Source organism: Kribbella steppae, assembly GCF_004342025.1.
Classification (GTDB): Bacteria; Actinomycetota; Actinomycetes; order Propionibacteriales; family Kribbellaceae; genus Kribbella; species Kribbella steppae.
The window spans coordinates 128,371-140,503 of record NZ_SLWN01000010.1 but is presented as its reverse complement, the minus strand read 5'-3'; the positions used below and the strand labels follow the sequence as shown (position 1 = coordinate 140,503).

Genomic DNA, 12,133 nt, shown 5'->3' with positions numbered 1-12,133 from the left:
TGGTGGGGCGGGTGGGTGGGTCAGGGTGTTGGTTGGAGTTCGTTGGTGGGGGCTTCCGCCGAGGCCGTGCCGCGGAGGGTGAGGGTGGCGGCGATGGCGGTGGTGAGGAGTAGGACGGTGCCGACCAGGGCCACGACGCTGAAGCTGTGGGTGAAGGCGTGGCGGGCTGTGGCCAGGACGGTCCCGGCCAGTTCGGGCGGTAGTTGGGCGGCTGCGGCGGTTGCGGCCGGGAGGCCTTCGCGGACCGGGGCTGCGACGTCGGCGGGGAGGTCTGCGCGATAGGCCGCCGTACCGATCGAGCCGAGGATGGCGATGCCCAGGGCGCCGCCGAATTCGCTGCAGGTCTCCATCACCGCCGAGGCCGACCCGGCACGCTCCGGAGCGACGGATCCGACCACAGCCTCCGTGACCAGGGTCATCACCATGACCAGTCCGGCCGCGAGCAGTCCGGACCCGACCAGGATCACCGCGAGCGAGCCGACCTGCGTGAGTACGCCATACCCGGAAGCCGCCACCACGAAGGCGCCGCCGATCACGTAGGCCCGATCGAACCGCCGCGCGAGTGCTGTCGCGAGCGGCGCGGCACCGCCGACGATCAGGGACGGGGCGAGCGACCACAGCGCGGCCTCGAACGGGCTCATCTCGAGCACGAGCTGCAGGTACTGCGTCATGAAGACCGCGTTCCCGACCAGCGCCAGCATGCCGATCGTGTTGGCCGCGAGCGATCCGCTGAACGCCCGGCTGCGGAACATCCCGAGGTCGATCATCGGGTAGGCCGCCGTCCGCTGCCGCCGCACGAACATCGCCCCGAACACCACCCCGGCCACGATCGCCACCACCGGCAGCATCGCCATCCCGTGCGCGGCCAGCTCCTTGATCCCCCAGATCGCCGGCAGTACGGCGGCCAGCGACAGAACCGACCCGATCAGGTCGAACCGGCCCGCGGCGGGCGCCTTGAACTCCGGCAGCAGCACCGGCGCGAGCACCAGCAGCAACACCATCGCCGGCGTGTTGATCAGGAACACCGAACCCCACCAGAAGTGCTCCAGCAGGAACCCGCCGAGCACCGGACCGAGCGAGATCCCACCCATCATCACCGCACTCCAGAACGCGATCGCCTTCGACCGCTGGGCCGGGTCGTGGAACATGTTCCGGATCAGCGCCAGCGTCGACGGCATCAGCGTCGCCCCGCCGATGCCGAGGATCGCGCGGGCGGCGATCAGCTGCTCCGGGTTCTGCGCGTACGCCGCCGCGACCGACGCCAGCCCGAACGCGACCGCACCGAAGAGCAGCAGCCGGCGCCGCCCGATCCGGTCACCGAGCGAGCCCATCGTGATCAGCAGCCCGGCCAGTACGAATCCGTAGATATCGAAGATCCACAGCTGCTCGGTCGCCGAGACGCCCAGGTCCGCGCTGATGAACGGGACCGCGAAGTACAGCACCGAGACATCCATCGAGACCAGCAGCAGCGGCAGGGCGAGCACGCCGAGCGCGATCCACTCCTTGCGTCCCGCACGTTCAGTCGTACCCATGACAACCCCTCAGAGATCTGTGTACGACGCACACTGTGTGCGCCGTACACAGACCATAGCCGCATCTGTCTATGATGTAAACAAATAAACTTCGAGGTGGCCGAGACGAGAGGACGAGATGAGCGACGAGACGCCAGTGGAGCTGCCGCGGGTGCTGGAGCAGCTGTGGGGCATCGAACGCCGGCTTCGGCCGGGGCCGAAGCCGGCCTTCCACATCACCGATATCGGCCGGGCCGCGATCAAGCTGGCGGACACCGGCGGGCTGGCCGCGGTCTCGATGAGCAAGGTGGCGGCCGAGCTCGGCTTCACCACGATGTCGCTCTACCGGTACGTCGACTCCAAGGACGACCTGTACGTGGTGATGCTCGACCACGCCTTCGGCGTACCGCCGAGCCTGGATCAACCGAGCTGGCGGGAGCGGATCACGGTCTGGGCGGAGGCGTTCCGGGACGCGATGGTGCGGCACCCGTGGATCCTCCAGGTGCCGGTGTTCGAACCGCCGCTGTCACCGAACCAGCTGGTCTGGATGGAGCACGGACTGCGCGCGTTCGAGGACACCACGCTGCCGCCGCCGGAGCGGTTGTCGTCGATGCTGCTGGTGAACATCTACGTCCGCGGCACGGTCCAGATCACCGCGGACATGCAGACGCGGCCGGCGGAGGTGGCGCGCGAGGCCGACCGGCTCTATGCCCGGCGCCTCGAACTGCTCGCCGACCCGGACCGTTTCCCGGCGATCAATGCCAGCCTGATCGGCCCGGACGCCCACCAGGACGACGGCGACCCGAGCGAGTTCGACTTCGGACTGGACACCGTCCTCGACGGCATCCAGTCCCGGATCGACCGCCGCGACCAGGGTGCGTCTTGAGAGACGTGCCCTAGACGTCCAGCTTGTCGGCGACGCCGCGCAGTACGGTCGCGACCTGGCGGGCGGCCTTGCCGTCGGGCTGGCGGCCGCGGCGGTAACCCTCGCCCAGGTTGTCGAGCAGCTTGATCAGGTCCTCGATGACGAGTTGCATCTCCTCCGGCTTCGGCCGCATCGCCTTCGCCACCGACGGCGGCGGGTCGATCAGCCGGACCTGGAGAGCCTGCTCACCCCTGCGTCCCTCGACGACACCGAACTCGACCTTCTGGCCCGGCTTGAGGTTCGTCACTCCGGCGGGCAGGGCGTCGTTGCGAACGTAGACGTCCCCGCCCTCCTCTTTGCTGAGGAAACCGAACCCCTTCTCGGAGTCATACCACTTGACCTTGCCAACGGGCACGAGAACCTCTTGTTGTCAATCGTCGGAACAGGACGGGCGGGCTGCCCGATCGGCTACCCAGCGTACGTGAACCAGCGCCGCGGCGCCTCAGGAAAATTATCTGACGCGGCGAGGATTCCGCACTACTACCGGTACTTCTCCGGGTCCTTCAACCGTTCGTTCATCGACCCGGAACGGAAGCCGCGAGGATCGACCTGAGCGGCTGGGAATCCTTCGGCCACGACCGCGTCGACGAGCCTTTGATGGTCCACCTGATCCAGCAGCCGGGCATCGATCTCGATACTCGCCGTCTGCCCGACATCGCGGACCCGGACGTTCTCGACGCCGTACGGCGTGAGCAGTGAACGGACCGTCTGTTCGGCCCGGTCGACCCGGGCCAGCAGGTTCGGCGTGATCCGGATGCCGTACGCGATCCGGCTCGACAGGCAGGCGGCCGCCGGCTTGTCCGAGGTCTCCAGACCCCAGCTCCGGGACGCCTCGCGGATCTGCGCCTTGGTCAGCCGCGCATCCTTCAGCGGCGTGATCGCACCCCGCTCGAACGCGGCCCGGATTCCCGGCCGGAACCCGGCGATCGCGTCGTCGGCGTTCGTGCCGGTCGCGATCGCGGTGATCCCGAACTCGTCCGCGATCGGCTGCAACGTCTCCACCAGTTCGGCCTTGCAGAAGTAGCACCGGTCGCCCGCGTTGGCCTGATACCCCTCACGGTCCATCTCGTGCGTGTGCGGAGTGACATGCCGTACGCCGATGCCGTCCGCGAACCGCGCAGCGGGCTCCAGCTCGGCGACCGGAAGACTCGGCGATACCGCGGTCGCGGCGATCACGTTCGCCGGGCCGATCGCCCGCGCCGCGGCCGCCAGCAGGAACGCCGAGTCGGCACCGCCGCTGAACGCAACGACCATGTTCTTGTAGCCCGACAACCGCCGCATCAACGCTTCCAGCCGCTGCTCGAGCACATACGCGTCCAGCCAGGCCGGGAACTCGGTCAAGTCATTCAGTACGACGTCAGCGCCGTACGCCCGGAGCTCGTCAGCAGTGAACGGGCCAGTGGCCACGCTCACCGCGACCGCACCGGCAGCACGCGCGCCGTCGATGTCGGCGGTGTGGTCGCCGACATAGATCGTCGCCTGGTGCTCCCGCAGCGCGATGCCCTTCTCGGCACCGTGCAGATCACCGACCGGCTCGTCGACGTCCAGCCCGAGGTGCTCCAGGTGCAGCACGACCGAGGGCGTGTACTTCGCCGAGACCACCATCGTCCGGCCGCGCAACGCCCGTACGGCGGCCAACGACTCGAGCACGCCAGGGAGTGGCAGACTCCCCGTGATCGCGTGCGACGGGTAGTGCTCGCGGTAGCGGGAGACCATCGCGTCGACCTGCTCGGGCGGGAACCAGTTCGCCATCTCCCAGGTCAGCGGCGGCCCGAGCCGGCTCACCACCAGGTCGGTGTCGATCGGTACGCCGGTCTCGGCGGCCAGTAGGTCCCAGACAGCCTGGATCCCCGGCCGGGAGTCGATCAGCGTCATGTCCAGGTCGAACCCGACCACGAGTTCCGGCACATCGAACGTGGCGGCGGCAGGCTGGATCTCGGCGGTTGACACGTCCCCAACCCTACGTGCTCCCGATCCTCGCCCGGTCTCGCATCCCGAAACCGGACCGCCAGGCCATCACAATCGCCCGCACTGCGGCCCCTCCACGCTCACAACGCCTGCGACGCCGGAGTTGTGATGGCCCGGCGGTCCGCGATCTCGGATGCCGGACTATCCCATATGTCTAGTAATTCAGTAGGAAACTGAGTATTAACCGACACTCCGAGGGAGCTCGAATGACCACTCAGCTGGAAGCACCTGAGATCACCGTCAGCAAGGCCGGTGGCGCGATCGGCGCCGTGATCGGCAACGTCCGCCTCGGCGGCGACCTGCCCGAGCAGACCGTCAGCGCGATCCGGCAGGCGCTGCTCGACCACAAGGTGATCTTCTTCCGCGAGCAGCAGCACCTCGACGACGCCGGCCAGCTCGCCTTCGCCAAGCTCCTCGGTACGCCGACGCTCGCCCACCCGACCTCGAAGAGCCTCGAGGGCGCCGAGCACGTGCTGCCGATCGACTCCGACTACGGCAAGGCGAACAGCTGGCACACCGATGTCACGTTCGTCGACCGGATCCCCGCGATCAGCCTGCTCCGCGCCGTCACCCTGCCCGCGTATGGCGGGGCGACCACGTGGGCCAATACCGTGACGGCGTACGCGAAGCTGCCCGTCCCCCTGCAGGCCCTGGTGGACCGGCTGTGGGCCGTGCACAGCAACGTCTACGACTACGCCGGGCGGGTCGACGAGACCCGGATCGGCGGGGTGGACGTGAAGGTCGAGGAGCACCGCAAGCAGTTCGTCTCGAAGCTGTTCGAGACCGAGCACCCGGTCGTCCGCATCCACCCCGAGACCGGCGAGCGCTCGCTGGTGCTGGGTCACTTCGTCCGGCGCTTCGTCGGCTTCACCTCGGCCGAGACGACCGCGTTGTTCCAGCTGCTGCAGAACCGCATCACGAACCTCGACAACACCGTCCGCTGGCAGTGGCAGCCCGGCGACCTGGCGATCTGGGACAACCGGGCGACCCAGCACTACGGCGTCGCGGACTACGACGACCAGCCGCGGCGACTGCACCGGATCACCCTGGCCGGCGACATCCCGGTCAGCATCGACGGCGTCCGCAGTACGCCCCGGACCGGTGATGCGGAGCACTTCTCCTCACTTGACAACTGAGGACACTCTGTCCGACGTCTTGACATTCGAGGAAGAAATGTAAACCCTCGGTCTCATGGACTCGTTCGCCGACCGGACCAAGCGCCGACTGCGCGACGAGCTGCTGGACGCCGCGTACGACGCGATCGTGGCGGGCGGGTACGACGGGCTGCGGATGAACGAGGTGGCCCGTCGTACCGGTGTGTCCCGGCAGACCGTCTACAACGAGTTCGGTGACAAATGGGGCGTGCTGCAGGCGGTTGCAACACGCGAGACCGAGCGGTTCCTGCTGGACGTGAACGCAGCGCTAGCCGAGCATTCCGATCCGATCGACGGTCTGCAGGCCGCGGTCGAGCGGGCGCTCGCACTGGCCGGGGAGAACCCGCTGGTGAAGGCGGCGCTCGGCCAGCCGGGATCGGACCAGGCCAGTCAACTGCTGACCACACGGGGGCAGCAGGTGCTGGAGGTGGCACACCTACGGCTGGGTGAGCACGTCAGAGAGCACTGGCCGGAGGTACCACCGGAGGACGCGACCAGCTGCGTCGACGTCGCCTTGCGCGTCGTCCTCAGCCACATCGTCACGCCAGGCCCTCCCCCGCCGGCGGTGGCGGCGCAGCTGGCTCGCGTCCTCAGTCCGTTTCTGTCCGAGAGCAGGAGGCACGGATGACGGTGCTTTTGGCCGGGCCTCCGGCGCCGGCAGGGTCACGGGGCCTTGACTCCCGGCCTTCCCTCGTCGCTCCAGTCGCTTCGCTCCCTCCACTCCTCAGTCCAGGCCGGGAGGCCCCATGACCACGAATCCCCTTCATCGCAAGGGTTTCAGCTCGCTGCGGTCCGGCGGGCTCAACTGGGAGGCGCTGCCGCTGCGGTTGTTCGACAAGGGCAACCGCAAGTTCTGGAACCCGCGCGACATCGACTTCGGCCAGGACGCCAAAGACTGGCAGGAGCTCAGCGACAACGACAAGGACAACGCGTTGCTGCTGTGCGCCCAGTTCATCGCCGGTGAGGAGGCGGTCACCGAGGACCTGCAGCCGTTCCTGCAGGCGATGGCGGCCGAGGGACGGTTCGGCGACGAGATGTACCTGACCCAGTTCTGTTTCGAGGAGGCCAAGCACACCGCGGTCTTCCGGCTCTGGCTGGACGCGGTCGGCATCACCGAGGACCTGCACCACTACGTCGAGAACAACCCCGGCTACCGCGCCATCTTCTACGAGGCACTGCCGGTCGCCCTCAAGTCACTCGCCGACGACCCGTCCCCGGCCAACCAGGTCCGCGCTTCGGTGACCTACAACCACGTGGTGGAAGGGACCCTGGCGCTGACCGGGTACCACGCGTGGAACCTGCTCTGTACGTCGCGCGGCGTCCTGCCCGGTATGCAGGAGCTGATCCGCCGGATCGGCGACGACGAACGCCGGCACATGGCCTGGGGCACCTTCACCTGCCGCCGCCATGTCGCGGCGGACGCGTCGAACTGGAAGGTCGTCACCGACACGATGGAGGAACTCCTCCCACACGCGCTGACCCAGATCCAGTGGGCGATGGACAACTCCCCCGAGCTCCCGCCGGAGATCAACCCGACCGCGCTGATGACGTACGCCGGCGACCGCGCGACCCGCCGCCTCGGCGCGATCGAGTCGGCGGTCGGCGCGGACGTGGCCGGGATCGACCTCGACTACTCCCCTGAGAAACTCGAGGACGTCTTCGGCGACGAGGACTCAGCCGCGCTGGCGGCGGTTCGCTAGTACGACGACCAGCGCAGCGGTCCCGAGGATCGCGGGTAGCCAGGTGACGGTCGTCGTACCGACGTGGTCGGCGACCTGGCCGCCGGTGAAGGCACCGAGTGCGATCGAGCCGTTGTACACCCCCACGAGTACGGCGGACGATGCTTCGGGGGCAGTAGGTGCCGCCGCGTGACCCCATGCCTGGGTGCTCACGCTCGTACCGCCGTACGCGAGACCCCAGACCAGCAACAGGATCAGGGCTCCGGTGAGCGTCGTACCCAGGAAGGGCATCACGATGCTCGCGGCCGCGACACCGGCTGCGATGAAGGTCATGGCGCGAGCGGGACGCATGGACCCGGTGAGGAAGTTGCCCAGTACGCCGGCCACGCCGTACGCGAGGAGCAGGCTGCCGATCAGCGTGGGGCTGATGCCGGCGAGCTTCTCCAGCAGCGGACGGACGTAGGTGTACGCCGAGAAGTGACCGGTGACAACAAGTGCGACCAGGACGAGTCCAACGCGGACCTGCTTGATCTTGAGGACCGCGAGGACATCACCCAGCCGGACTGCTTTCGCGGCGGGAAGCGGAGGCAGCAGGAAAGCGAGTGCGACGGCCAAGACTCCTGACAGGACACCGACGGCCGCGAAGGCCCAGCGCCACCCGATCAGCTCACCGACGTAGGCACCGGCTGGAATGCCAAGCACAGAAGCGATTCCGATGCCGCTGAAGATGAGCGAGGTCGCCGGACCTACGGCGTGCGGCGGGACGATCCGGGGTGCCAGACCGACCGTGAGCAGCCAAACGCCGCCCAACGAAATCCCCATCAGCACCCTCGCGACGGCCAGTACGCCGAAACCGGGAGCGACCGCTGCGAGCAGCCCGGCCGCACCCAGCAGTGCCATCAGACCGACCAGGACAGTCCGGCGGTCGAGCTTGCCGAGCAGGAGCGGCAGCACGGGAGCCGCGAGCGCCGAGACAACGCCTGTCATGGTCAGAGTCAGGCCGGCCGTTCCTTCGCTGACGTGCAGCGCGGAGCCGATCGGGGTGAGCAGGCCGACCGGCATCAGTTCCGCGGTCACAACGGTGAACACGGTGGCCGCCATCGCCACGGGTGCGGCCCAGCCCTGTGTCCTGGGAGCTACCTGGTCGGCGCAGATCGTTGTCATACTTCAAGACTTCGGCCAACGGAGGTGCGGAACAACGGCGATGTGGTCATGCTTGTATTAGCTGAGCTAATCGATGGGAGGTGCGCTCATGGCAGTCGAGATCCGCGAACTGGAGTGCTTCCTGGTGCTGGCCGACGAACTGCACTTCGGCCGTACGGCGGAACGCCTGTACCTCTCCCAGAGTCGGGTCAGCCAGTTGCTCCAGTCGCTGGAGCGCCGGATCGGTGGGCCGTTGTTCGAGCGAACCAGCCGCCGGGTCGCGCTGACTCCGCTCGGCAAGGAGTTCCTCACCTCGCTGCGACCGGCGTACGCGGCGCTGGAACGCGTCGTGGAGAACGCCCGCGACTTCGCCAGCTGTGTGAAAGGCAAGCTCCGGATCGGCTTCCAGGGAACGGCGAACGACATCATCCTGGCCGCGGTGTCGGTGTTCCAGTCGCAGAATCCGAACTGCCTGATCGACACCTGCGAGCTCCCGCTGAACGATCCGTTCGGCGCGCTGCGACGCGGTGAGATCGACGCGGCCGTCGTCATGCTGCCGGTCGCCGAAGACGACCTCGTCCTCGGTCCGGTCTTCTCGCGGCAGCCGCAGACCCTCACGGTCTCGACCCGGCATCCACTGGCCGACCGTGACAGCCTCGACCTCGAAGACCTCGCGGACTCCGTACTCATCGCGATCTCGGGCCCAGCACCCGGCTACTGGCGTCAGGCGCAGGCTCCGACCCAAACACCAGCAGGCGCCCTGATCCACCGAGGCCCCGAGTACCGCACTCTCCAGGAAGGTCTGTCGCTGATCGCCGCCGACCGGGGCGGCATGGTGCTGTGCCGTCGCAGCGCCGAACAGAACCGCCGCGCCGACATCGTCAACATCCCGCTCACCGGCGTCCCCGAATCAGCCCTCGGCCTCGTCTGGCGCCGCGGCGAGGACACCCCGTCCCTCCAGGCCTTCGCCGCCCACCTCAAAGAAGACTGACGGCGCCGATCACTGCCCGAGACCGAGTAGCTCGACCGACTTTTCGCGCATTTCTACTTTGCGGATCTTGCCGGTCACCGTCATGGGGAAGTCGTCGACGAGGAGGACGTACTTGGGGATCTTGAAGTGGGCGAGTTTGCCGGTGGCGAACTCCTTGATCGCGGCCGCGTCGAGGGGATCCGCGCCGGACTTGAGTTTGATCCACGCGCAGAGCTCCTCGCCGTACCTGGCATCCGGTACGCCGACCACCTGCACGTCGGCGATGGCCGGGTGGGTGTAGAGGTACTCCTCGATCTCGCGCGGGTACACGTTCTCGCCGCCGCGGATCACCATGTCCTTGATCCTGCCGACGATGTTCACATACCCGTCCTCGCGCATCACCGCCAGGTCGCCGGTGTGCATCCAGCGCGCCTGGTCGATCGCCTCCGCGGTCTTCTCCGGCTCGTCCCAGTACCCGAGCATCACCGAGTACCCCCGGGTGCACAGCTCACCCGGCTCACCACGGTCGACCACGAGCCCGGTGGCGGGATCGACCAGCTTCACCTCGACGTGCGGCATGACCCGCCCGACGGTCGACGTACGGCGGTCCAGATCGTCGTCGCGACGAGTCTGCGTCGAGACCGGCGACGTCTCGGTCATGCCGTAACAGATCGCCACCTCGGCCATGTGCATATCCGCGACGCATCGCTTCATCACCTCGATCGGGCACGGCGATCCGGCCATCACCCCGGTCCGCAGACTGGTCAGGTCGTACTCGGCGAAGTCCGGCAGCCCGAGCTCGGCGATGAACATGGTCGGTACGCCGTACAGGCCGGTGCACCGCTCATCCTGGACCGCCTTCAGCGTCGCGGCCGGGTCGAACGCCGGCCCGGGAATCACCATGCAGGCGCCGTGCGTCGTACAGCCGAGGTTGCCCATCACCATGCCGAAGCAGTGGTAGAAGGGCACCGGGATGCAGAGCCTGTCCTCGGGGGTGAAAGCGATCGTCTCGGTGACGAAGAAGCCGTTGTTGAGGATGTTGTGGTGGCTCAGGGTGGCGCCCTTGGGGAAGCCCGTGGTGCCGCTGGTGTACTGGATGTTGATCGGGTCGTCGAAGGCCAACTCGGCCTCGCGAGCGTGCAGTTCGTCCTCGGTGACGCGGTCGCCGGCCGCTCTGAGCTCGTCCCAGTCGCCGGTGCCGATGTAGACGGTCTCCTCGAGCGCCGGACAATCCGTGCGCACCTCGTCGACCATCGCGCGGTAGTCGCTGGTCTTGAACTCTGTCGCCGAGATCAGCAGCCGGACGCCGGACTGGTTCAGCGCGTAGCCCAGCTCGTGGGTCCGGTACGCCGGGTTGATGTTCACCAGGATCGCGCCGATCGTCGCGGTCGCGTACTGCGTGATCGTCCACTCCGCGCAGTTCGGGGCCCAGATGCCGACCCGGTCACCCTTCGCGATCCCGTGCGCCAGCAGGCCGCGCGCGACCACGTCCACCTCGGCGCCGAAGTCGGCGTACGTCCAGCGCCTTCCGGTCTGGACCTCCACCAGGGCGTCCCGGTCGCCGTACCTGCCGACCGTCCGTCTGAGATTGGCGCCGATCGTCTCGCCCAGCAACGGAACCTCGGACACCCCGGACGCGTACGAAGGCAGGCTCATGTCGGTCATCGTCACGCGCGGTGGTGCACGCGGGCAAGGGCACATGCGGCAGGAAACAGGGGGTGGACGGCAAGCAATGTCCTCACCAACTCTCCGTCCCCGCCGCACCGGTTGACGTCGTCCTGAATAGTGGGCATATGACTGATATAGTGGGCAATCGGAGGTGGTTGCCGTGCAGTTCCCCGAGCCGGTGTCGAGTGTGGTTCCAGGACTGCACGGCCGGGTTCTGGGCGTGCTCGCCCGCACCGACAAGCCGCTGACCGGCCGCGCGGTCACGAGCTTGGTCCGGACCTCGGCAAGTCCCAGTGGGGTCCAGAAAGTGCTCGACGACCTGGTCCGGAACGGCGTCGTCATCGCGGAGCCGGCCGGGCGCGCGAAGCTGTACACGCTGAACCGTGAACACGTCGCCTACTCGGCCATCGCGACGCTCGCGCGACTGCGGGAATTGCTGCTCGAACGACTCAAGGCCGAAGCAGAGTCCTGGGAGGTGCCGGCAGAGTCCGTTTGGCTGTTCGGCTCCACCGCTCGCGGACAGGGCGGAAGCGACAGCGATCTGGACCTCCTGATCGTGCGCTCGGACGGCGTCGACGAGTCCGATCCTCGCTGGCTCGAGCAGGTCGAAACCCTCACCCAACGCGCCACGCTCTGGTCCGGGAACTCCTGTCAGGTCGTGGAATACAGCGCACAGGAAGTCCGCGACCTGATCGACCGCGGCGAACGCCTGGTCACCGAACTCCGCCGCGACGCCGTCCCCGTCGCCGGCACCTCCCCGCAACGCACCCTCACCCGAAAGGCCGGTTAGTGGCAGCTCTCGACGAAGCCCGAGCCCACCTGGCAAAGGCCCGCGAGTTCCTCGAAGCCGACGAGCTGACCAACGACCTCGCTCTCTACAACGCCGCCGCCACCAAAGGCATCCTCATCACCACCAGCGGCTTCGGCCCCTCCAGCTACCGGTTCGCCACCGGCAAACCCCTCCCACACACACGCTGTCACCGCGTCAATCGAGGGAAATGCCGTTCAGGGTCTATCAGCTGAGGGACCGAAGGACAGGAGGTGTGGCTTGGGTCGCGTCTGAGTCAGGCGTGTGGGTGCGGGGGATGGATGCGAGCGGTCGACTACCTCCTGTC

12 protein-coding genes are annotated in these 12,133 nt (G+C 67.7%); 7 read left to right on the top strand and 5 right to left on the bottom strand.

Features of this window, described 5'->3' with window-relative positions; all coding sequences use genetic code 11:
* Nucleotides 1-20: 20 nt before the first annotated feature.
* Entirely contained in the window at nucleotides 21-1,532 is a 1,512-nt protein-coding gene (locus EV652_RS28130; RefSeq protein WP_132212272.1) for an MFS transporter, read from the bottom strand.
* 118 nt (nucleotides 1,533-1,650) lie between these two features.
* Here EV652_RS28130 and EV652_RS28125 point away from each other — a divergent pair, with 118 nt between their 5' ends.
* Entirely contained in the window at nucleotides 1,651-2,397 is a 747-nt protein-coding gene (locus EV652_RS28125) for a TetR/AcrR family transcriptional regulator (RefSeq protein WP_132212271.1), read from the top strand.
* A 10-nt stretch (nucleotides 2,398-2,407) separates the two neighbouring features.
* On the opposite strand, the gene EV652_RS28120 is transcribed toward EV652_RS28125, so the two are convergent.
* Nucleotides 2,408-2,791 (bottom strand): cold-shock protein, encoded by a 384-nt coding sequence (locus EV652_RS28120; RefSeq protein WP_132212270.1) that lies wholly within the window; start codon nucleotides 2,789-2,791, stop codon nucleotides 2,408-2,410.
* Nucleotides 2,792-2,916: 125 nt separating this feature from the next.
* Nucleotides 2,917-4,386, bottom strand: a complete 1,470-nt coding sequence (gene larE, locus EV652_RS28115; RefSeq protein WP_132212269.1) for an ATP-dependent sacrificial sulfur transferase LarE — start codon at nucleotides 4,384-4,386, stop codon at nucleotides 2,917-2,919.
* Nucleotides 4,387-4,610: 224 nt separating this feature from the next.
* Here larE and EV652_RS28110 point away from each other — a divergent pair, with 224 nt between their 5' ends.
* From EV652_RS28110 to EV652_RS28100, 3 genes are all read left to right on the top strand, one after another.
* A complete protein-coding gene (locus EV652_RS28110; RefSeq protein WP_132212268.1) occupies nucleotides 4,611-5,540 on the top strand; it encodes a TauD/TfdA dioxygenase family protein in 930 nt (309 codons plus the stop codon).
* 55 nt (nucleotides 5,541-5,595) lie between these two features.
* Nucleotides 5,596-6,186 (top strand): TetR/AcrR family transcriptional regulator, encoded by a 591-nt coding sequence (locus tag EV652_RS28105; protein WP_132212267.1) that lies wholly within the window; start codon nucleotides 5,596-5,598, stop codon nucleotides 6,184-6,186.
* A gap of 118 nt (nucleotides 6,187-6,304) precedes the next feature.
* Nucleotides 6,305-7,258 (top strand): R2-like ligand-binding oxidase, encoded by a 954-nt coding sequence (locus EV652_RS28100; RefSeq protein ID WP_132212266.1) that lies wholly within the window; start codon nucleotides 6,305-6,307, stop codon nucleotides 7,256-7,258.
* On the opposite strand, the gene EV652_RS28095 is transcribed toward EV652_RS28100, so the two are convergent.
* Nucleotides 7,232-8,401 (bottom strand): MFS transporter, encoded by a 1,170-nt coding sequence (locus EV652_RS28095; RefSeq protein WP_132212265.1) that lies wholly within the window; start codon nucleotides 8,399-8,401, stop codon nucleotides 7,232-7,234. The two genes, EV652_RS28100 and EV652_RS28095, sit on opposite strands and share 27 nt — an antisense overlap.
* An 88-nt stretch (nucleotides 8,402-8,489) precedes the next feature.
* Here EV652_RS28095 and EV652_RS28090 point away from each other — a divergent pair, with 88 nt between their 5' ends.
* Nucleotides 8,490-9,371 (top strand): LysR family transcriptional regulator, encoded by an 882-nt coding sequence (locus EV652_RS28090; protein ID WP_199238442.1) that lies wholly within the window; start codon nucleotides 8,490-8,492, stop codon nucleotides 9,369-9,371.
* 9 nt (nucleotides 9,372-9,380) lie between these two features.
* Here the strand turns inward: EV652_RS28090 and EV652_RS28085 are convergent, their stop codons facing one another.
* Nucleotides 9,381-11,006 carry an AMP-binding protein gene (locus EV652_RS28085; RefSeq protein ID WP_242002058.1) on the bottom strand — a complete coding sequence of 542 codons (1,626 nt, stop codon included), beginning with the start codon at nucleotides 11,004-11,006 and terminating at the stop codon, nucleotides 9,381-9,383.
* A gap of 172 nt (nucleotides 11,007-11,178) precedes the next feature.
* Here EV652_RS28085 and EV652_RS28080 point away from each other — a divergent pair, with 172 nt between their 5' ends.
* Complete coding sequence (locus EV652_RS28080; RefSeq protein WP_158441259.1) at nucleotides 11,179-11,808, top strand: nucleotidyltransferase family protein; 630 nt, start codon at nucleotides 11,179-11,181, stop codon at nucleotides 11,806-11,808.
* A complete protein-coding gene (locus EV652_RS28075) occupies nucleotides 11,808-12,041 on the top strand; it encodes a PDDEXK family nuclease (protein WP_132212261.1) in 234 nt (77 codons plus the stop codon). Before EV652_RS28080 ends, EV652_RS28075 begins: the two co-directional genes overlap by 1 nt.
* Nucleotides 12,042-12,133: the final 92 nt, after the last annotated feature.